Source organism: Microbacterium sp. NRRL B-14842 (assembly GCF_050470785.1).
In genome coordinates, this window is the sequence record NZ_JBFLUM010000001.1 from 2,243,418 (window position 1) to 2,264,238 (window position 20,821).

General features: G+C 70.3%; 20 protein-coding genes and 1 pseudogene. 6 read left to right on the plus strand and 15 right to left on the minus strand.

What is annotated here, in order from left to right; translation table 11 throughout:
• Positions 1-4: 4 nt before the first annotated feature.
• The 11 genes from AB1285_RS10990 to AB1285_RS11040 all read right to left on the minus strand — a co-directional run bounded on the left by AB1285_RS10990 (position 5) and on the right by AB1285_RS11040 (position 10,212).
• Positions 5-1,120: a GuaB3 family IMP dehydrogenase-related protein gene (locus AB1285_RS10990; RefSeq protein ID WP_370428395.1), complete on the minus strand. Its 1,116-nt coding sequence runs from the start codon at positions 1,118-1,120 to the stop codon at positions 5-7.
• A 45-nt stretch (positions 1,121-1,165) separates the two neighbouring features.
• A complete protein-coding gene (locus AB1285_RS10995; protein WP_268777185.1) occupies positions 1,166-2,854 on the minus strand; it encodes an ABC-F family ATP-binding cassette domain-containing protein in 1,689 nt (562 codons plus the stop codon).
• A 93-nt stretch (positions 2,855-2,947) separates the two neighbouring features.
• A complete protein-coding gene (locus tag AB1285_RS11000) occupies positions 2,948-3,196 on the minus strand; it encodes an AbrB/MazE/SpoVT family DNA-binding domain-containing protein (protein ID WP_259954249.1) in 249 nt (82 codons plus the stop codon).
• Positions 3,197-3,228: 32 nt separating this feature from the next.
• Complete coding sequence (locus tag AB1285_RS11005) at positions 3,229-5,049, minus strand: sensor histidine kinase (protein ID WP_187663435.1); 1,821 nt, start codon at positions 5,047-5,049, stop codon at positions 3,229-3,231.
• Positions 5,046-5,393: a response regulator gene (locus tag AB1285_RS11010; protein WP_025103741.1), complete on the minus strand. Its 348-nt coding sequence runs from the start codon at positions 5,391-5,393 to the stop codon at positions 5,046-5,048. The genes AB1285_RS11005 and AB1285_RS11010 overlap by 4 nt, the downstream gene beginning before the upstream one ends.
• The gene (locus AB1285_RS11015; protein ID WP_187663434.1) at positions 5,390-5,533 is read right to left on the minus strand and encodes a hypothetical protein; all 144 of its coding nucleotides are present in this window, start codon (positions 5,531-5,533) and stop codon (positions 5,390-5,392) included. The genes AB1285_RS11010 and AB1285_RS11015 overlap by 4 nt, the downstream gene beginning before the upstream one ends.
• Positions 5,530-7,017 (minus strand): glycosyltransferase family 2 protein, encoded by a 1,488-nt coding sequence (locus AB1285_RS11020; RefSeq protein ID WP_292794443.1) that lies wholly within the window; start codon positions 7,015-7,017, stop codon positions 5,530-5,532. Before AB1285_RS11020 ends, AB1285_RS11015 begins: the two co-directional genes overlap by 4 nt.
• The gene (locus AB1285_RS11025; protein ID WP_268777188.1) at positions 7,017-7,730 is read right to left on the minus strand and encodes a PHP domain-containing protein; all 714 of its coding nucleotides are present in this window, start codon (positions 7,728-7,730) and stop codon (positions 7,017-7,019) included. Before AB1285_RS11025 ends, AB1285_RS11020 begins: the two co-directional genes overlap by 1 nt.
• Positions 7,727-8,716 carry an ATP-grasp domain-containing protein gene (locus AB1285_RS11030; protein ID WP_187663431.1) on the minus strand — a complete coding sequence of 330 codons (990 nt, stop codon included), beginning with the start codon at positions 8,714-8,716 and terminating at the stop codon, positions 7,727-7,729. The genes AB1285_RS11025 and AB1285_RS11030 overlap by 4 nt, the downstream gene beginning before the upstream one ends.
• Positions 8,716-9,762, minus strand: coding sequence for a response regulator (locus tag AB1285_RS11035; protein ID WP_187663430.1), 1,047 nt, complete (start codon positions 9,760-9,762; stop codon positions 8,716-8,718). The genes AB1285_RS11030 and AB1285_RS11035 overlap by 1 nt, the downstream gene beginning before the upstream one ends.
• A gap of 138 nt (positions 9,763-9,900) precedes the next feature.
• Positions 9,901-10,212, minus strand: a complete 312-nt coding sequence (locus AB1285_RS11040; RefSeq protein WP_259954242.1) for a DUF2277 domain-containing protein — start codon at positions 10,210-10,212, stop codon at positions 9,901-9,903.
• Positions 10,213-10,312: 100 nt separating this feature from the next.
• Between AB1285_RS11040 and AB1285_RS11045 the strand changes: the two genes are divergently transcribed.
• Positions 10,313-10,723 (plus strand): hypothetical protein, encoded by a 411-nt coding sequence (locus tag AB1285_RS11045; RefSeq protein ID WP_268777189.1) that lies wholly within the window; start codon positions 10,313-10,315, stop codon positions 10,721-10,723.
• A gap of 74 nt (positions 10,724-10,797) precedes the next feature.
• Here AB1285_RS11045 and guaB read toward each other — a convergent pair whose 3' ends face one another.
• A complete protein-coding gene (gene guaB / locus AB1285_RS11050; RefSeq protein WP_025103734.1) occupies positions 10,798-12,300 on the minus strand; it encodes an IMP dehydrogenase in 1,503 nt (500 codons plus the stop codon).
• Between the two features lie 316 nt (positions 12,301-12,616).
• On the opposite strand from guaB, the gene AB1285_RS11055 reads away from it, so the two are divergent.
• The 4 genes from AB1285_RS11055 to AB1285_RS11070 are packed head-to-tail and all read left to right on the plus strand — an operon-like array spanning position 12,617 to position 16,636.
• On the plus strand, positions 12,617-13,903 hold the full coding sequence (locus AB1285_RS11055) for a branched-chain amino acid ABC transporter permease (protein WP_187663427.1): 1,287 nt from the start codon (positions 12,617-12,619) through the stop codon (positions 13,901-13,903).
• A gap of 3 nt (positions 13,904-13,906) precedes the next feature.
• The gene (locus AB1285_RS11060) at positions 13,907-14,884 is read left to right on the plus strand and encodes a branched-chain amino acid ABC transporter permease (RefSeq protein WP_025103732.1); all 978 of its coding nucleotides are present in this window, start codon (positions 13,907-13,909) and stop codon (positions 14,882-14,884) included.
• Positions 14,874-15,872: an ABC transporter ATP-binding protein gene (locus AB1285_RS11065; RefSeq protein WP_370428304.1), complete on the plus strand. Its 999-nt coding sequence runs from the start codon at positions 14,874-14,876 to the stop codon at positions 15,870-15,872. Before AB1285_RS11060 ends, AB1285_RS11065 begins: the two co-directional genes overlap by 11 nt.
• Positions 15,869-16,636, plus strand: coding sequence for an ABC transporter ATP-binding protein (locus tag AB1285_RS11070; protein ID WP_187663425.1), 768 nt, complete (start codon positions 15,869-15,871; stop codon positions 16,634-16,636). The genes AB1285_RS11065 and AB1285_RS11070 overlap by 4 nt, the downstream gene beginning before the upstream one ends.
• A gap of 64 nt (positions 16,637-16,700) precedes the next feature.
• On the opposite strand, the gene AB1285_RS11075 is transcribed toward AB1285_RS11070, so the two are convergent.
• The 3 genes from AB1285_RS11075 to groES form a co-directional block, all read right to left on the minus strand.
• Entirely contained in the window at positions 16,701-17,957 is a 1,257-nt protein-coding gene (locus AB1285_RS11075) for an ABC transporter substrate-binding protein (RefSeq protein ID WP_187663424.1), read from the minus strand.
• Positions 17,958-18,101: 144 nt separating this feature from the next.
• On the minus strand, positions 18,102-19,034 hold the full coding sequence (gene rarD / locus AB1285_RS11080; RefSeq protein WP_370428305.1) for an EamA family transporter RarD: 933 nt from the start codon (positions 19,032-19,034) through the stop codon (positions 18,102-18,104).
• Between the two features lie 131 nt (positions 19,035-19,165).
• Positions 19,166-19,462: a co-chaperone GroES gene (groES, locus tag AB1285_RS11085; protein ID WP_017203655.1), complete on the minus strand. Its 297-nt coding sequence runs from the start codon at positions 19,460-19,462 to the stop codon at positions 19,166-19,168.
• A 150-nt stretch (positions 19,463-19,612) separates the two neighbouring features.
• Between groES and AB1285_RS11090 the strand changes: the two are divergent.
• A pseudogene (locus tag AB1285_RS11090) lies at positions 19,613-20,819 on the plus strand (THUMP-like domain-containing protein).
• The last annotated feature ends 2 nt before the right edge of the window (positions 20,820-20,821 follow it).

Here is a 20,821-nt window from a genome sequence, read left to right on the forward strand (position 1 = left end):
GACCTCAGGCCTCGTACGGGGCCAGCACGACCTCCACCCGCTGGAACTCCTTGAGATCGGAGTACCCGGTGGTGGCCATCGACTTGCGCAGCGCGCCGATGAGGTTCGCGGTGCCGTCGGCGACCGGCGCCGGACCGTAGAGGATCTCCTCCAGCGTGCCGATCCCGCCGACCTCGACGCGTCGTCCGCGGGGCAGCTTCGGGTGGTGCGCCTCGGGGCCCCAGTGGAATCCCTGGCCGGGAGCGTCCGTCGCGCGAGCCAGGGCGACCCCGAGCATGACGGCGTCTGCGCCCATGGCGAGCGCCTTCACGATGTCGCCGGAGGTGCCGACGCCGCCGTCGGCGATCACGTGGACATAGCGCCCGCCGGACTCGTCGAGGTAGTCACGGCGAGCCGCGGCCACATCGGACACCGCGGTGGCCATGGGCGCGTGGATGCCGAGGGTGGCCCGGGTGGTGGACGCCGCGCCGCCGCCGAAGCCCACGAGCACGCCGGCGGCACCGGTGCGCATGAGGTGCAGGGCCGCCGTGTAGGTCGCGGCTCCGCCCACGATCACCGGCACGTCGAGGTCGTAGATGAACTTCTTGAGGTTCAGCGGCTCCGCCACGCTCGACACGTGCTCGGCGGAGACGGTCGTGCCCCGGATGACGAACAGGTCGACGCCGGCCGCGGCGACGGTGTCGTAGAACTCCTGCGTGCGCTGCGGGGTGAGGGAGCCGGCGACGGTGACGGCGGCTTCGCGGATCTCGGCGAGTCGGCGGGTGATGAGCTCGGGCTTGATGGGCTCCGAGTAGAGCTCCTGCATGCGCACGGTCGAGCGGTCCTCCGCGAGGCCGGCGATCTCGGCGAGAAGCGGCTCCGGGTCCTCGTACCGGGTCCAGAGCCCCTCGAGGTCGAGCACCCCCAGGCCGCCGAGCTGCCCGAGCATGATCGCGGTGCGCGGGCTGACGACCGAGTCCATCGGCGCCCCGAGCACCGGGATCTCGAAGCCGAAGGCGTCGATCGTCCATGCGGTGGACACGTCCTCGGGGTTCCGCGTGCGCCGCGAGGGCACCACCGCGATGTCGTCGAACGTGTACGCGCGACGCGCGCGCTTTCCTCGGCCGAGCTCGATCTCCATGGTCACCCGTCCAGCCTACCCGGCGCCCGGCGGCCTCCGCGGCGGTCAGCGTGCACGCGCCACCCGCCGCTCGTCCCAGACCGGCTCGTCGGATTCGTAGACCTCGCCGTCCGTGCCGAACACGAGGAACCGGTCGAAGGAGCGAGCGAACCATCGGTCGTGGGTGACCGCGACCACGGTGCCCTCGAAGCGTCCGAGCGCCTCCTCCAGCGCCTCGGCCGACTCCAGGTCGAGGTTGTCGGTGGGCTCGTCGAGGAGGAGGAGGGTCGCGCCGGACAACTCGAGCAGGAGCACCTGGAACCGCGCCTGCTGTCCGCCGGAGAGCGACTCGAACGCCTGCTGGGCCTGGCGGACGAGGCCGTACCTGTCCAGGGCCGAGCTCGCCGCGTCCCGGGGCATGCCGTCGCGGAGGTCGTCCCCCCGATGCAGGATCTCCAGCAGCGTGCGGCCGACGAACTCCGGGTGCGCGTGGGTCTGCGCGAAGAGCCCCGGCACCACGCGGGCGCCCAGCACCGCGCGTCCGGAGTGCTCGACGGGGCGGAGGTCCTCCGCGACCGCGGTCACATGTCCCAGGGACGGATCCGGGTCGGTGCCACCGCGGGCCAGCAGTCGCAGGAAGTGCGATTTGCCTGAGCCGTTCGACCCGAGCACGCCCACCCGGTCGCCGTACCAGATCTCGGTGTCGAAGGGCCGCATGAGACCGGTCAGCTCGAGTCGGTCAGCCACGACCGCCCGCTTCCCGGTCCTGGCCCCGCGGAGGCGCATGTCGAACTCCTGCGCCGGGGGCCGCTCCTCGGGCGGGCCCGCCTCCTCGAACTTCCGCAGTCGCGTCTGCGCCGCCTGATACCGGGACGCGAAGCCGTCGTTCGCGGACGCCTTGACCTTGAGGTTCGCCACCAGGATGCGGAGCTTCTCATGCTGCTCGTCCCACCGCCGGCGCAGCTCGTCGAGCCGGTCCATCCGATCGGCGCGCGCCTGATGGTAGGTCGCGAAGCTCCCGCCGTGCACCCAGGCGGTCGACCCCGCCGCACCGGGTTCCAGCGTGATCAGCCGATCGGCGGCTCTGGCGAGGAGCTCGCGGTCGTGCGACACCAGCAGCACGGTCTTGTCCGTGGCGCGCAGCCGCTCCTCGAGCCACCGCTTGGTCGGCACGTCGAGGTAGTTGTCCGGCTCGTCGAGCAGGAGCACCTCATCGGGGCCACGGAGCAGCGCCTCCAGGGCGAGCCGTTTCTGCTCTCCGCCGGAGAGGGAGGTGAGCTCGCGGTACCGTGCCCGCTCGAACGGCACGCCGAGCGCTGCCACGGTGCACTGATCCCACACGGTCTCGTGCTCGTATCCGCCGGCGTCCGCGTACTCGGCGATGGCGGAGGCGTAGGCCATCTGGGTGTCGTGCTCGTCGCGGTCGATGAGCGCGTTCTCCGCGGCCTCCAGCGCCTCCGCCGCCGCACGGAGACGCGTGGGGGCCACCCGCACGAGCAGCTCGTGCACGGTCTGGCCCGGCTCGCCGTGCCCGACGAACTGGTCCATGACGCCGAGTCCGCCGTCGATGGTCACCACCCCGTCGTCGGCCGGCTGCTCGCCGCGGATGATCCGCAGCAGCGTCGTCTTCCCCGCCCCGTTCGGCCCGATCAGAGCGCTGGTCGAGCCCGCCCCGACCCGGAACGACACCTCGTCGAGAAGCGGTCTGCCGTCGGGAAGCGTCAGTGAGATCCCGGATGCGTCGATATACCCCACGGGCGTGGCCGTCCTTCCGCCCGCGGACAGCGAGCCGACCAGGCTATCAGTCCGCGCGGCTTCGCGACCACCGGGACGAGCCTTCCGGGCCCGTCAAGCCGCGTCTTCCTGCGCTGCGGCCGCTCGACGCTCATCGTGGAGCGCGTTCGCCAGACTGGCACCGGTGAGCTGCGCACGGACAAGTGTCCGCGCCTGCTCCCGTGCGAGGAGGACGACGCCGCCGCGGTCCTCCTCGATCATCAGCAGAGTGACGCCCTCGTTCCAACGCTGCCGCGCGCGCAACTCGCCGGGAATGACCAGGTGCCCGTGGTCATCCAGCGAAGCAGTGAAGGTGGCGGTCATGACGCCCACCGTACCGCTCCCCCACCGATGTGTCAGTCCGCGCGACTGAGGGTCTGCAGCACCTCGGTCTTGGGAGCCGCCGGGAGCACGAACCGGAACTCGGTGCCCACGCCCTCCTCGCTGGTCACGTCCATCGATCCGCCGTGGGCCAGCACGATCGCGCGCGTGATCGTGAGACCCAGCCCCACCCCCGGGACGGCGTTGCGCGTGGCCGTCGAGGCGCGGAAGAACCGGGTGAAGAGCATGCGCTGCTCGTCCTGCGGGATCCCGACCCCGGTGTCGGCGATGGCGACCTGCACCCCGCCGTCGAGGCGACGCACGGCGGCCGTCACTCGCCCCCCGCGCGGGGTGAACTTGATGGCGTTCGAGAGGAGGTTGTCCACCGCCTGCCCGAGGCGTCCGGGATCGACCAGCAGCGGGATCGGCTCGTCACCGACCTGCAGCTCCAGTTCGATCCCCTCGCGCTGCGCATGCGGCCCCGCCGAGGCGACCGCCGAGCGCACGAGGTCCGCGATGTCGGCCTCGTCCCGCTCCAGGGGAAAGCGCCCCGATTCCACCTGCGCCGTGAAGAGCAGATCGCCGACGAGGTTCAGCAGGCGCTTCGCGTTGCGCTCGATGATGCCGACGAACTCCTGCTGGTCCTCGGTCAGGGGCTGACCGGGGTCGTTCTGCAACAGGTCGAGGAAGCCGATGATCGCACTCAGCGGCGTCCGGAGCTCATGGGAGATCATCCCCACGAACTCGTCCTTCATGCGCGCGACCTCGACGGCTCTGGTCTCGTCCGTGAGCACGAACAGGTAGCCCTGCTGCGCGCCGGACGGATCCTTGTGCGGGGTGACGGTCACCCGCGCCGGCACCGTCGTGCCACCCGCGGTCCTCACCTCGATGTCGCCGTCGACGGTATGGCCGGCGTCCGCGTGGGCGAAGAGCTCGCGGAGCCCGTCCGGCACTCCTGCGCGGTCGGGCGCCCCGCCCTGCCCCGCCGGCACCCCCGAGACGTCTTCGCGCGACGCGGTGTCCTCGGCGAGCATCTTCAGCGCCGACGGCGAGAAGAAGCGGTCGACGCGCACGTCGTCGAGAGCCTCATCGTGGGAGAGCCCGAGCAGGCGGACGGCCCCGGGGTTCCACGCCGTGACGCGCCCCTCGCGATCGGTGCCGATCACGGCCTGCGCGGTGATCGACGCCCACAGGCCCTCGAACGAGTCGAGCAGCACGCGGTACTCGTGCTCCTTCTGACGAAGCTGCACGATCATCGAGACGTTCTCGGACAGCGCCTTGGTCCGCTCCGTGACCAGTTCCTCCGCCTGCTGCACCCGCAGCCGCTGCTGCCGGGAGAGCTCGTTCACCACGGCCGCGACGGCCGCGAAGACGAGCGGACCGACGACGCCGCGGAGCCACACCACCGCGTTCGTCGGCGGTTCGACGACGTAGGGGATCAGCAGCGCGAACGACGTGAACGCGCCGACGACGAAGACCCAGCGGATCCCCGGCGCCGCCGCGATCCAGATCACCGGGAGCAGCACGAGCGATCCGAAGAGCGAGGCCGCGCCTCCCGTCCCTGCACGGAAGAGGCCCAGTCCCAGGATGTCGACCATCGGCACCAGCAGCACGATCCAGCCCTCGCGGATGTGCAGCGCGCTGAGCACCCCGGCGTGGAGCGTCGCGACGAGCACGACCGCGAGGCCGGTCAGCGCGAGGGCCACATCGGTGAACGGCAGGCTGGGGATGGCCCAGGTCATCACGCCCGCGATCGCGGCGGCGACGAGAGTCGGGACCTGCTTGACGATCGGGCTCGGGTTGTCGACGACCCGGTACCAGCGGTTCTCGGCACGCTCCAGCGGCGTGGCCCTCATCGCGGCACCCGCTCCACGGCCCGATGCAGGTCCGCCCCCGTGATGGGCTTCGGCAGCGCGGCGTCAGCCGGTGGATACTCCGCGACGTCCAGCACCGAGCTGACGATGAGGAAGCACTCCGGGTAGCGTTCGTGGATCAGCCGGCAGCACGCCTGACCGGAGATGCCGGGGAGCAGCAGGTCCAGGACGGCGACCTGGGGGTCGATGTCCGGGAAGGCGGCGATGGCAGACTCCGCATCGGGCGCGACGAACACGTCGAAGCCCTCCCGATCGAGGTACCGCCCCAGGAGGGTCGCCTGATCCGGAGCGTCCTCGACGACCAGGGCGAGCGGCCGTCCGGTCATCGCAGGAGCAGCTCTCGGACTACGACGATCACGACCACGACGGCGAGGGAGATGAGCGCCTGCGGGATGAGGCGGCGCTCCTTCCGGGCGTCGGCCGTGATCTCCTCCACCTCGGCGTCGTGCGATGGTGCGTCGGTCATGAGTCGACCCGTCCGATCTTCTCGGTCTTGATCCAGGAGGCATCCGCGCGACGCCACTCCTTGAGGTACGAGTCGGCGGTGATCGCGCACAGCAGTGATCCGTAGCCGCAGACGTAGAGCAGCAGGCCCGCGAAGAAGCGTCCGGCCGGAAGCGGCTCGACCGCCCGCGCGAGCCAGATGCCGAGCATCGACACCGGCCCCCAGAGGGCGAACGCCAGCAGCCACAGCACACGCGTCTGCTCCGTCGACTCCTGCCCGGCCGCGCCGATCAGGCCGTCCAGGGCCCAGGGGAACAGCGCCAGGGCCATGAGGATCAGCGCCCCGAGCCCCGGGAACATGATCGCCTCGCGCCAGGACTGCCGCCCGATGCGCGGATCGAGCTGGACGGAGTAGAGCATCGAGAAGATGTAGATGGCCGCCGCGGCGATCCACATGAACCGGAACACGAACTCCGCGACGTCGCTGTGCAGGAGCAGGAGGACGATCATCGCGGTGGCGGCGAGGAGCAGGAGCGCCGGCATCAGCAGGATCGTGAACCAGGCCAGCCCGAAGGGGATGCTGCCCAGGTTGTGGTCGCGACTCGGACGGAACCAGAGCTTCTTGTAGATCGAGGTGAGCTGCACGTTGCCGCGCGCCCAGCGCAGCCGCTGCTTCCAGAGACTCTCGATCGTCCGCGGCTCCTCGGCGAGCACCACGGCGTGCGGCTCGAACACCATCCGGCGGCCGTGGAGCTGACTCTCGAAGGTCGTCATGGTGTCCTCGGCGAGCGTGCCCGTCGGGATGCGACCGCCGATCGCCTCGAGGTTCGCGCGGGAATGCAGCTGGGCGCCCCCGGCGAGGCAGGCGATCGCTCCCCCGACGTTCTGCGTGCGCCGTGCCGAGAGCTGGCCGATGACGTACTCGATCGCGATGAACCGGGTGAGGTAGTTGCGGTCCCTGCTGCCCTCCGCGATGTAGGCCGTGACGGCCCCGACCTCCTCGTCCGCGAGGTGCCGGGTGAGCTTGCGCAGGGAGTCCCGCGCGAAGATCACGTCGGCGTCCATGATGAGCACCGCTTCGGTCCACGGGTCGGCGAGCACGACGTCGAGGCCGTGGTTCAGCGTGTGCGCCTTGCCCTCGCCACCCTTCTCGCGCCGCAGGTGGACCACGCGCCCCGGGTAGGTCGCCGCCTTCTGCTGCACGATCGCCGGGGTGTCGTCCGTGGATGCGTCGTCGACGACGAAGACGCGGAGGCGCTCGGCGGGGTACTCGAGCTGGAGCAGCCGCTCGATCGCGGGGCCGATGACCAGGCTCTCGTTCCACGCCGGGATGACCACGGCCACGTTCGGGTGGTACGGCGCGGCCTTGCCGTAGTGATTGCGGAAGGCGTGCAGCGGCAGCATGAGGAACTGCAGCCCGGTGTTGACGACCGGGAGCGTGCCGATCAGCACGCAGAGGAGGAGGATGACGACGACGACCGTCTCGATCCAGGTCAGCTCGGGCATCAGCGTCCTTCCGTCCCGTCGAGCAGCGGGAGGATGCGGGAGTACCGGCCGACGTCTGCGGCCACGTGGCTGTCGGTGGACGCGACGATCCCGGCACCCGCGCGCTCCAGCGCGGTCAGCGCCTCCGCGCCGGGGCACACCCACTTCTCGTTGACCTCGACGAGGGTGTCCGTCTCCGCGGCGGCGCGAGCCCAGGCCTCGAGACGCTCGGCTCCGAGCTCCTCCTCCGCGAGACCGATCTTCGGCAGGATCGAGAAGCAGTGCGCGAGCTGGTTGCCCGGATGGCGTCGCATGGTCGCGATGACCGCGTCCGTGAACTGGTCGAGGACGTCGACCGGCGCCCACCCCGCGGCGATGCGCTCGCGGACGGCGGTGGGACCGAGCGGCCCGTCCACGCCGGGGAACTGATGGTCGGCGATGAGGATCCGGTCGATGCCCTCAGGCAGCACCGGGATGTCGAGTTCCCCCGAGGCGTCGAGGATCTTCGCCTCGACGCCCGTGAGCACCGTGAGTCCGTCCGGAACGCGCAGCCGACGGACCGCGGCGAGGTACTCCGGCACCCAGGTCGTGCTCTGCCGTACGTGGTCGACGAGGCGGACCGTCTCGAGACCGACGGCCGCAGCGGCGGCGACGTTCTCCTCCAGCGTGGAGACCGCGTCATCGGAGAACGTGGAGTGGACGTGGTGGTCTCCGCGCAGGGCGGGATGGCTCACAGTTCCTCCTGGTGACCGGCGTGCGCCGACACGAGCACGTCGTCGACCTCGACGATCACGTCCTCCAGGAAGCGCACCGATGCGACCTCGCGGAAGGGCACCTGCACCGGGATCTCCCGGCCGAGGAAGAGGTCGGCGACGAGCGACGGGATGTCGACTCCGGCGGCGATCGTCAGCGGGAGCGCCCCGGGGAAGCGCGGGTTGACCTCGAGCAGCACGGCCCGCCCGTCCCGATCGCGACGGAGTTGCACGTTGGCGACGCCGACGAGGCCGATCGCCCGCGCGATGGCGGCGGCGGTCTCCTCGAGCTCGGGATCGCGGAGGGTGCGACCGGCGATGGCGACCCCCGAGTCCACACGGGCGCGGGTGCGCGGGACCGCCGCGACCACACCGCCGGACGCGTCGGCGATCACATCGACCGAGTACTCCTCGCCCGGGAGGAAGTCCTGCACGATCAGCCCCTCATCGGTGGGGAGGGCGGCGAGCGCCTCGGCGTCCGGGACGAGGCGCACACCGCGACTGCCCGCACCCTGGCGGGGCTTGGCGAACACGGGGAACTCCCACGCGACTTCCGCGGCATCCGGCCCGGCGAGCACGGTGCGCGGCACACGACCGGTCGGCGCGCAGCGCTCCGCGAGAGCGAGCTTGTCGAGGGCCGTGTGCAGCGTGTCGGCGGGCGGCGCGGCGAGGACCGCGGGGGCCAGCTCGTCGCGGCGGTCCGCGAGGGCGATCAGCTCCACGTCGACGGTCGAGATCACGAGGTCGAGACCGTCCTCCGCGACCATCCGCGCGATCGCCGGCACGAAGTCCTCGTCACGCCCCGGGGGAACCAGACGGCGTTGCGCCGGTGGCACGAGGTAGATGCCGCTCGCCCATCCGTCCATGTCGGCCGCGAAGACCGTCAGATCGGGCCGTCGCAGCAGGGAGCGGATCACGGCGACGCCGGCGGGGCCTCCGGCTCCGGTGACCAGTACGCGCTTCGTCATCAGCTCTCCCGTCGACTCAGTTCATGGGCGCCGATGAACTCGGCGGTCTCGCGCACGACCTCCAGCGGCTCGACCGCCTCGCCGCCGCCGAACCGCGACCAGTAGCGTGCGGTGGCGGTGACGAACTCCGGCGCGAGATACTCCCGGTTCGCCGCGGTCTGGGACTGGAAGCACTCCAGCAGCCGCAGCTTGTCATCCAGGAAGCGGTCGATGCGGACGAAGCGCGTGGGCCGGTAGTCGATGGTCGCGGAAGGGCTCTGGTAGCAGGCGACCGTGCCGACGCGGCGGGTCGCGACGATCGTCGCCTCGTTCACCGCGCGGTGATCCTGGTGGCGGTCGTGGTGCGAGTGCGTGTAGACGATGGTCGGCTGGATCTCCTGCACGACCTCCTCGATGAGGCGGACGGTCGATCCTCCGCCCGAGATCTCGGTGTCGATGAGGTCTTTGACGAACAGGCGCGCCCCCACCTGCTCGGCCGCGGCGAGCGACTCATGCTGGCGACTGTCCGCGTCACCGCCGCGCGCTCCGCGGGAGAGCGTGAGGATCGTGATCTGATCGCCGGCGGCCGCGTGCGCCGCGAGGATGCCGCCGACGCCGATCTCGACGTCGTCCGGGTGCGCCCCGATCGCGAGGACGACCTCGCCGGTCTTCGCCTCCGCCTTCCGGCGCCGGGACTCCTCGACGAGCCGGGTGACCGACTCCACGAGTCGGGCGTTGTCGAGCGGCTTGGTGAGGAACTCGTCGGCCTGCGCCCGGAGCGCCGACACGGCGTACTCGACCGAGACGTGCGCGGTCATCACGACGACCGGCACGGTCGGCATGAGGCGCCGCAGTTCCGCGAGCAGCTCCAGGCCGCTGAGCCCCGGCATCTCGATGTCGGTCACGACGACGTCGGGTTTCACCGCCGCGGCCTTCTCGAGCGCCGACCGGCCGTCGTCCGCGAGATCGACGACGCAGCCTGCACGCCGTTCCAGGACGGTCTTGACGAGCAGGGCGACGTCGTGGTCGTCGTCGACGACGAGGATGCGAGGGGGGACCTCAGCCATGTACAGCTCTCCTTGGGGAGATTCCCTGCCGGGGGGATTCGGCGGTGCGAGCTCGGTGCCTTCATCACCGGGCCGCAGGGAAAGTCGAGCGGGGTACGTCGATTCTGGCACAGGGCTCCACCCCCGGCCCGCAGCGCGTCAGCCCGCGCGCGCCGCCCGCTTCTCCTCCTGATAGACCCGGATCGCCTCGTAGCGCTCCGCCGATCGCGCCCGCCTCTTCGCCGCCTGCTCCTCGCGGTTCTTGGGCGGTGCCGAGGTCACGAGATCGTCGAGCAGCCGCCGCGTGGCCACGGCGATCTCGGCCACCGCGCGATCGAACACCTCGCGGTTCGCGCGCGAGGGCGCCGTCGTCCCAGAGATCTTGCGGACGAACTGGAGCGCGGCCTCCTGGCACTCCTCATCCGTGGCTGCGGGCTCGAGGTTGTTCAGAGGCACGATGTTTCGGCACATACCGGCACCGTACGCGCGGCGCGCGGGGCCCGGAAGGGGGATGGCATGCCCGTCCCTCCGTCGCTACGCTCTGGGCTACGACCGGAACCGAGGAGAGATCATGACCGACGCACCGTCGCCCGACGCCCCGCCGCCCTACAACCCGCCGCCGCCCGGCGGCGCGCCCTCGCCGTATCCCGCGGCCTCCGCTCCCCCGCCCGGCGCCCCCTACGCGCAGGACGTGCCGACCTCGCCGCCCGGGCGGGTGCTGTCGATCATCGGCCTCGTGCTGGCGTTCCTGCTGCCGCCGGTCGGCCTCATCCTCAGCATCATCGCCGCCGTGCAGCTCGGCAAGGCGAAGGCCCCCAAGGGCATCGCGATCGCCGGCATCATCGTCGGAGCCATCCTGACGATCTTCGCGATCATCGGGATCGTCCTGCTGGTGACCGTGCTGGCCGGCGTGATCGGGACGTGCGCCGAGCTCGGACCCGGGGTGTGGGACGTCGGCGGCGTCACCTACCGCTGCGGCTGACCGCACCGCGGACGACGAGGGGCCGGATGCAGCGCATCCGGCCCCTCCTGCGTCCCCCTTCCCGGGGGCCGCTGTCACTTCTTGTAGTTCGGCGCCTCGACGACGATCTGCACATCGTGCGGGTGCGACTCCTTGAGTCCCGCCGAGGTGATGCGCACGAACTTGCCGCGCTGCTTGAGCTCCTCGATGGTGCGCGCACCGACGTAGAACATCGACTGCCGCAGCCCGCCGACGAGCTGGTAGGCGACGGCGGAGAGCGGGCCGCGGTACGGGACCTGGCCCTCGATGCCCTCCGGGATCAGCTTGTCGTCACTGGGCACGTCGGCCTGGAAGTAGCGGTCCTTCGAGTACGAGGTCTGCTTGCCGCGCGTCTGCATGGCGCCGAGCGATCCCATCCCGCGGTACTGCTTGAACTGCTTGCCCGACTGGAAGACGATCTCGCCCGGCGACTCGTCCGTGCCGGCGAGCAGCGAGCCGAGCATCACGGCGTCGGCGCCGGCGACCAGGGCCTTCGCGATGTCGCCCGAGTACTGCAGGCCGCCGTCGGCGATCACCGGGACGCCGGCCGGACGCGCCGCGAGCGACGCCTCGTAGACGGCCGTCACCTGCGGCACGCCGACACCGGCGACCACGCGCGTCGTGCAGATCGAGCCGGGACCCACGCCCACCTTGACCGCGTCGACCCCCGCGTCGACCAGCGCCTGCGCGCCCTCGCGGGTGGCGACGTTGCCGCCGATGACGTCGATGTGCGCGAACGACTCGTCCGCCTTGAGGCGCTTGACGAGGTCGATCACGCCCTGGGACTGGCCGTTGGCGGTGTCGACGACGAGCACGTCGACACCGGCGTCGCGGAGGGCCTCGGCGCGCTCCCAGGCGTCGCCGAAGAAACCGATCGCCGCGCCCACCCGCAGGCGGCCCTGGTCGTCCTTGGTGGCGAGCGGGTACTTCTCGCTCTTGTCGAAGTCCTTGATGGTGATGAGGCCGGCGAGCTTGCCGTCCTCGTCGATGAGGGGCAGCTTCTCGACGCGGTGCTTCGCGAACAGCGCGATGACCTCGCCTGCCGCGACGCCCACCGGGGCGGTGACGAGGTTCTCCCTCGTCATGACGTCCTTCACGAACGTGCTCTGGCGCTCGAAGCCGGAGACGAAGCGCATGTCCCGGTTCGTGATGATGCCGACCAGACGACCCTCGTCGTCCACGACCGGGAGACCGGAGATCCGGTACTTGGCGCACAGCGCGTCGACCTCCTCCACGGTCGCGTCCTGCGTCGTGGTGATGGGGTCGGTGATCATGCCGGACTCGCTCCGCTTCACGCGGTCGACGTGCGCGGCCTGGTCGGCGATCGAGAGGTTGCGGTGCAGGATGCCGATGCCACCCTCCCGCGCCATGGCGATCGCCATGCGGGACTCGGTCACGGTGTCCATCGCGCTGGAGAGGAGCGGCGTCGCGACGGAGATCCGCCGCGTGATCCGGGACGACGTGTCGGCCTCGCTGGGGATGACGTCGGTGTGCCCGGGGAGCAGCAGCACGTCATCGTAGGTCAGTCCGACGAAGCCGAAGGGATCGTGCTGGTCCATGGAATCTCCTCCTGCGCGAGTGGCGCGGATCCGGGTGCGAATGGGGGGTCGACGTCGGCCGGTGCGCGGGCGTGACCCGTATGGAGATTCTAAGCGAGACACGCCCGAGAACATTCCCAGAGCCCTGTCGTTACCGGACCGTTGGCCCGGACGATAGGTGAATCGCCGATCGCCCATTACGCTCAAGTGCGTCGTCCATCCCCGCGGTTCGACCCGAGTCCGCGGAGACAGCACTCACAGTGGAGGTTGCGTGGGACCCACAGCACTCGCCGGACCGCGAAAGCGCCCTTGGGCCTTCGCCTTCTTCGGAATCCTGATGGCGCTCGCGGCATCGCTCCTCCTCCCTCCCTCAGCCGCATCCGCGGAGACGACGGACGACGGCCAGGAGGTCACCGACTTCTACTTCGCCGGCGTCGTCACCGACGGCGACGAGCCCGTCGAGGGCGTCGTGATGACGATCGAGGGGAACGGCTTCGACGCCGAGACCGAGACCGACGCCGAGGGCAAGTGGCGGCTGTACGTGCCGGAGAAGGAGACGTACACCCTGACGGTCGACGAGTCCACGCTTCCGGACGGCGTGATCGTCGACGCGACGCAGCTCCCCGAGGGGATCCAGCCCGTCTCGGGCACGACCGCCTCGTTCGAGCTGGAGTTCGGGCTCACCGGCACGAAGATCGTGAACTTCTTCCTGGGCGAGGGCGAGCGGGTGACCGTCTCCTTCCTCGACCAGCTCCTGTCGCGCATGGTGGGCGGTCTGAACTTCGGTCTGCTGCTGGGGCTCGCCTCGATGGGCGCCGCGCTGATCTACGGCACGACCCGGCTGTCGAACTTCGCGCACGGCGAGATGGTGAGCTGGGGCGCGGTGGTCACGCTCGTCGTCACCTCGTTCTGGCAACTCCCGCTGTGGGCCGGCATCATCGCCGCGGTCATCGGCGGTGCGGCGCTCGGCTGGGCTCTGGACGCCGGCATCTGGAAGCCGCTGCGGCGCCGGGGTCTGGGCGTCGTCCAGCTCATGATCGTCAGCATCGGCCTCTCGCTGGCCCTCCGCTACGGTCTGCAGTACATCATCGGCGGCAACACCTATCAGCTGCCCGGTTCCAGCCCGGAGCCCATCCGTCTCGGGCCGATCTCCCTGTCGTACATCGACCTGATCGGCATGGCGACCAGCATCATCGTGATCCTCGGCGTCGCGTTCTTCCTCACCCGCACCCGCACCGGCAAGGCGACGAGGGCGATCTCGGACAACCCGCAGCTCGCCGCCGCCTCCGGCATCGACGTGGACAAGGTCATCCGCATCGTCTGGATCCTCGCCGGCACCCTGGCCGCGATCTCCGGGATCCTCTGGGCGTACTTCCGCCCCGGCGTGAAGTGGGACATGGGTATGCAGATGCTGCTGCTGATGTTCTGCGCCATCACGCTCGGCGGGCTCGGCTCGGCGATCGGCGCCCTGATCGGCTCGATCATCGTCGGCCTCGCGGTCGAGGTGTCCACGCTCCTCGGGGTGCCGACCGACCTCAAGTACGCCAGCGCCCTCGTCGCGCTGATCATCATCCTGCTCGTGCGACCGCAGGGCATCCTCGGACGCAAGGAAAGGTTGGGCTGACGCATGGACTTCGGAAGCATCTTCGGCAACACCGCCTCCTACCTGTTCAGCCCGACGACGATCGCCTACGCGCTCGCGGCCACCGGCCTCGCTGTGCACTTCGGCTACACGGGTCTGCTCAACTTCGGCATGGCGGCGTTCATGGCGATCGGCGGCTACGGCTACGCGATCTCGATCCTCACCTTCGGCTTCCCGTGGTGGCTGGGCGTGCTCGTCGGCATCACCGGCGGAGCGCTCTTCGCCCTGCTGCTGGGCATCCCGACGCTGCGTCTGCGCGCCGACTACCTCGCCATCGCGACCATCGCGGCCGCGGAGGTCGTGCGCCTGATGTTCGTCACGGAGCTGTTCAAGGACTGGACGAACTCCGCCGGCGGGCTCTCCGGCTACCACCAGAGCTTCCGCGATGCCAACCCGTTCCCTCCGGGGACGTACGGCTTCGGCCCGTGGACGTACAACGCGAACGACCTCTGGGTGCGGGTGTTCGGTCTGCTCACCCTCGCTCTGACGATCCTCGTGGTCTGGGCGCTCATGCGCAGCCCGTGGGGCCGCGTGCTCAAGGGCATCCGCGAGGACGAGGACGCCGTGCGGTCGCTCGGTAAGAACGTCTTCGCGTACAAGATGCAGGCGCTCGTGGTGGGTGGTGTGATCGGTGCGCTTGGCGGCATCGTCTTCGTCCTGCCCTCGGCGGTCATCCCCGGCAGCTACTCGACGTCGCTGACGTTCTTCCTGTGGACGATCCTGCTCCTCGGCGGTGCGGCGACGGTCTTCGGCCCGACGCTCGGCGCCGTGCTCTTCTGGGTGGTGTTCGCCTTCCTCGGCGCGCTCCTCCCGGCGATGGCCACGGCCGGCTACCTGCCCATGACGAGCGCACAGGCCGACGTGGTGCGCTACATCCTCATCGGCATCGTGCTGATGCTCATCGTCGTGTTCCGCCCGCAGGGCATCCTGGGGAACAAGAGGGAGATGACCTTTGTCAAGTGAGAACGACGCGGCCGTCACGCCCGCGAAGAGCGCTCCCCGCGCCAAGACCACCGGCCTCGCCGCGGGTCCCGCCGCCCCCGGAGTCAAGAAGGTCGACCCGATCCTCGTCGTGGACGCGGTGCAGCGGCGCTTCGGCGGACTGACCGCCGTCGACGTCGATCACCTCGAGATCCCGCGTGGCGCCATCACGGCACTCATCGGCCCCAACGGCGCCGGGAAGACCACACTGTTCAACCTCCTCTGCGGGTTCGACAAACCCAACAGCGGTACCTGGTCGTACGACGGCAAGAGCCTCTCCGGCATCCCGTCCTTCAAGGTCGCCCGGATGGGCCAGGTGCGCACCTTCCAGCTCACCAAGTCGCTGTCGCTGCTGACCGTGCTGGAGAACATGAAGCTCGGCGCGAAGGACCAGCGCGGCGAGGGCTTCTGGGCCGGGCTCTTCCCCTTCCTCTGGCGCGCGCAGGAGCAGGAGATCGAGCAGCGGGCCCACGAGCTCCTCGTGCGCTTCAAGCTCGACGCCAAGGAGCAGGACTTCGCCGCCTCCCTCTCCGGCGGTCAGCGCAAGCTCCTGGAGATGGCACGGGCGCTCATGAGCGACCCGAACCTGGTGATGCTCGACGAGCCGATGGCCGGGGTGAACCCCGCCCTCACGCAGTCGCTCCTCGACCACATCCTCGACCTCAAGGACCTCGGGATGACGGTGCTCTTCGTGGAGCACGACATGCACATGGTGCGTCACATCGCCGACTGGGTCGTCGTGATGGCCGAGGGGCGCGTGGTGGCCGAGGGGCCTCCGGAGACCGTCATGGAGGACCCCGCGGTCGTGGACGCCTACCTGGGCGCCCATCAGGACGTGGACCTCGGCGCCGTCACCGGCCGCCTCCCGGTGATCTCGGACGCCGACGCGGAGCGCATCCGCGAGCAGATCGAGACGGAGGTCGAGGCCGAGGTCGAGGCCGAGGACGCCGCCGAGGAGGAGAAGGCATGAGCACCGCGATCCCCGCCGAGGGCACCCCCGAGACCGGCGACGTCATCGTCGAGCTGAAGGACGTGCACGCCGGCTACCTGCCGGGAGTGAACATCCTCAACGGCGCGAACCTCGTCGCCCGCCAGGGCGAGCTCATCGGCATCATCGGCCCGAACGGCGCCGGGAAGTCGACGCTCCTCAAGGCGATCTTCGGCATGGTGAACGTCCGCGAGGGCGATATCACCGTCAAGGGCGAGAGCATTGTCGGCCTCAAGGCCGACAAGCTCGTACGCCGCGGTGTCGCCTTCGTGCCGCAGACGAACAACGTGTTCCCGTCGCTCACCATCCAGGAGAACCTGGAGATGGGGCTCTACCAGAACCCGAAGATCTTCGCGGAGCGGCTCGAGTTCGTCAGCAGCATCTTCGCGGAGATCGGCAAGCGCCTGAAGCAGCGTGCGGGCTCGCTCTCCGGCGGCGAGCGCCAGATGGTCGCCATGTCCCGCGCGCTCATGATGGACCCGTCCGTGCTGCTGCTGGACGAGCCGTCCGCCGGCCTCTCCCCCGTGCGGCAGGACGACGCCTTCATCCGCGTCTCCGACATCAACAAGGCGGGCGTGACGACGATCATGGTCGAGCAGAACGCCCGTCGGTGCCTGCAGATCTGCGACCGCGGCTACGTGCTCGACCAGGGGAAGGACGCCTACGAGGGCACCGGTCGGGAGCTGCTGAACGATCCGAAGGTCATCGGCCTCTACCTCGGCACCCTCGGGACCGACGCCGCCTGAGACCTCGCGCCGCACGATGAAGGCCCCGGATGCCGAAGCACCCGGGGCCTTCCTCGTGCGGTGTTTACTTGATGCGCGAGGTGACGTTCTCGGCGTCGAACTCGTAGACGCCGATCGCGGCACCCTTCGGGTCGTTGTTCTCGTCGAACGTGATCTCGCCGGAGAGGCCGTCGTAGTCCGGCGTGCCGCCGTCGTTGATGATCGCGGCGCAGTCGGCGAAGTTGTCGCACTTCTCGCCGTCGCCGTCGCCGCCGGAGACGGTGATCATCTCCGCCGCGATGTCCGGGCCCTCGACCGAGCCGGCCTTCAGCGCCGCCAGAGCGATGAGGACCACGGCGTCGTACGCCTCGGCCGAGTAGGTCACGGCGTCGATCGGGTCGTTGCCCTCGGCCGTCCAGACCTCGTTCAGCTGGTCGAGGAAGTCCTGCGGCAGCTCGGCGCCGGCGCGGGTGCCCTTCGAGCCCTCGAGGCTCACCGGGATGTCGGCGCCCCAGTCCTTGAGGTTGCCGTCGACGAGGTACAGCGAGCCCGTGTCGACCCCGGCGTTGCCCAGCAGCGGCGCGATGGTGGCGAACTGGTCGTAGGAGACGACAGCGACGGCGTCCGGGTTCGCCGCGGCGATCTCCGAGACCTGCGCGTTGAACTGACCGTCACCCTGGTTGTACGACGCATCGGCGACGACCTCGCCGCCGGTGCTCTCGAACGTGGCCTTGATCGCCTCGAACAGGCCCGTGCCGTACGGGTCGTTCTGGTAGATGATGCCCAGCGTCTTGTGGCCGTCCTCGGCGATCTCGTTGCCGAGGACCTCGCCCTGGAGGTTGTCGCTCGGTGCGGTGCGGAAGTACAGCGGGTTGATGCCCGTGAAGTCCGGCGAGGTGTTGGACGGGGACACCGTGAGGATGTCCGCACCCGCGTTGCCGTCGAGGATGAGCTTGGTGACGCTGGAGGACGCCGCGCCGATCATGGCGGTGATGTCGCCGTTGCGCAGGTTGGTGATGGAGGTCTCGTAGGCCTTGTTGTCGAGGTCGCCCTCGTCGCCCGTGCTGAGGTCGATCGTGATGCCGGCGTCGGCCTCGTTGATCTGGTTGACGGCGAGCTGGACGCCGGCCTCCATCGGCGCGCCCAGGAACGCGAGCGTACCGGTGGCGGGCAGCAGCGAACCGAGCTTGAGCGTCAGGTCGGCGGCGGGCTTGTCGCCGCCCCCGTCCGACGGCTCCGCATCGGGCGTGCTGCTGCAGCCCGCGATGATGAGGGCGGAGGCGCTGACCAGCGCGATCCCGGCGAAGATCCTCGCGCTGCGCGAGCCCTTCAGTGCGTTCATGATGCTCCCTTGCGTAAACGAACGTGGATGATGACCACAGTCGGGTGCTCTAACACTAGGGCGTGCGCCCCGCGCGCAGGAGGGGCAAGTATCTCGGTGCGTTAACGATCCAGGGCCGCCGTTTCGGGGCGCGGGCAGGACCGATCAGAGCGCCGCGGCGCGGGTGGCACGACGGCCGCGACGCGCGGCGAGGAGCAGATCGACGACGAAGACCGCGATCGCGACCCACACCAGGAGGAACCCGATCCAGCGCTCCGGCGGCATCGGCTCGTGCAGCACGACGACCCCGATCACGAACTGCAGGACCGGGGTGAGGAACTGCAGCATCCCGATGATCGTGAGGTCGACGCGACGCGTGCCGGCCGCGAACAGCAGCAGGGGGACAGCCGTGGCCACCCCCGCGAAGGCGAGCAGCACGGCGTGCGGCCAGCCCGCGGTCCCCATCGTCAGGCCGACGGGCGTCGTCGCCACGACCACGAGCTGCACCACCGCGATGGGGATCAGCCAGAACGACTCGAGCGTCAACCCGCTGACCGCGTCGACGGCAGGGCCGATCTTCTTCTTGATGAGCCCGTACAGACCGAAGGAAGCGGTGAGGGTCAGGGCGATCCAGGGGACGTGGCCGTACGCCACGATGATGACGACGACCGCGACGGCCGCGATCCCGACCGCCGCCCACTGCAGACGGCGGAGGCGCTCCTTGAGGACGAAGACGCCGAGCAGCACGGTGGTGATCGGGTTGATGAAGTAGCCGAGCGCCGTCTCCACCACGTGCTCGCTCAACGTGCCGAGGACGAAGACCTGCCAGTTGACGTAGATGAGCAGGCCGGCGAGGGCCGTCCACCCGAGCAGTCGCGGACTCCGGACGATCGCGAGGAAGGCGGGCCATCCCCTCGTGACGGTGAGCAGCAGAAGACAGAAGACGAAGGAGAGCAGCACCCGCCAGGCGACCACCTCCCACGGCCCGGTGGGCTGCAGCAGGAGGAAGTAGAGCGGCAGCACGCCCCACAGGAGGTATGCGCTCCCGGCGTAGGCGACGCCCGCCGTCCGGGTGGCGCGGGTCGTCTCGGGGGTCACCGCACAACCCTATGCCCGCGAGGACGAGGGCCGCGCCGCTCCGGACGCGGAAGAGGGCCCGGATGCCGAAGCATCCGGGCCCTCTTCGGACCGGGTTCCCGTCCGCCGTGCAGAGGGAACCGAGTGTGCGATCAGCGGACGACGACCGCCAGGACGTCGCGAGCCGACAGGACGAGGAACTCGTCCGCGCCGAACTTCACCTCGGTGCCGCCGTACTTGCTGTAGAGCACGCGGTCGCCGACGGCGACGTCGAGCGGAACGCGGTTGCCGTTGTCGTCGATGCGGCCGGGGCCGACCGCCACGACCTCGCCCTCCTGGGGCTTCTCCTTGGCGGTGTCGGGGATGACCAGGCCACTCGCGGTGGTCTGCTCGGCCTCGACCTGCTTGATGACGATGCGGTCCTCGAGCGGCTTGATGGAAACCGACACGGTCTACCTCTTCTTTCTTGACGCTGACACGAAAGACTCGTTCGCACTCTCAACCCGAGAGTGCTAATGCCAGTGTAGGCGGTCGGCTGGCACTCATGCAATGCGAGTGCCAACCCGGGTCACACGTCACGCGGGTCCTAGGCTGGGAGGGTGGAGATGTCCGAGCTGCGCGCCCTGCTGACCCCCGCCGGCCTCGAGCTGCTCGACGCGCTCCGGCCGGTCACCTCCACCGCCGAGGCGGCCGCAGCCGTCTCCCGACTGCGTGCTGCGGGACACTCCGACCGACCTCGTCTCCGCCGTCGTCGGGCAGGCGCACCTGCGCGCCAGGGCCGCGGCGAAGTTCGGCCCCTTCGCCGCCCGCATGCTGTTCACACCGCGCGGGCCTCGAGCAGGCCACCCGCCTCGGCGTGGCCGCCCGCCACGCCCAGCGGATCCGCCGAGCCGGCCTCACGAGCGTCGCGGACCTCGGCTGCGGGATCGGCGGCGACGCCCTCGCGTTCGCCGGCGCGGGACTGGCGGTGCACGCGGTGGACGCCGACGAGGTGACCGCGGCCCTCGCCGCCTACAACCTCCCCCGTTCGGCGACGACGCCACCGTCCGGCACGCCACGGCGGAGGACGCGCTCGGAGAGCCGGTCCCCGGCCAGGCGATCTGGATGGATCCCGCCCGCCGCACCTCCGGACACAGCGAGACCCGGCGCGTCTCCGCCGACGACTACTCGCCGTCCCTCGACTGGGCGTTCGCCGTCGCCGCGCAGCGCCCCACCGGGATCAAGCTCGGCCCCGCCCACGACCGCGACGCCCTGCCCGCGGACGCGGAGACGCAGTGGGTGAGCGCCGACGGCAGCGTCGTGGAGCTCGTCGTCTGGTCCAGGGAGCTGGCCAGGGAAGGGGTCCGGCGCTCGGCCCTGGTGATCCGCGGCGAGCGCTCGCACGAGCTCACCGGCCCTGCCGATGCCGAGGACGCTCCGGTCCGACCGCTCGGGGCCTTCCTCCACGAGCCGGACGGCGCCGTCATCCGGGCGCGCCTCATCGGCGACGTCGCCCGCAGCCTCGATGCGGGGATGCTCGACCCGCGCATCGCCTACCTCACCTCCGATGCCGCGCTGACGAGCCCGTTCGTGCAGTCCTTCCGCGTCCGGGAGACGCTGCCGATCACGCCGAAGACGATCAACGCGGCCCTGAAGACGCACGGCATCGGCCGCATCGAGATCAAGAAGCGCGGGGTCGACGTCGACCCCGCGGCCTTCCGGCGCAAGCTGACCCTGCGCGGCGACGCCGAGGCGACCCTGATCCTCGCCCGCTTCGGCGATCAGCGACGCGCGATCCTCGCCGACCGGGTGCCCGCCGCGGACTGAGA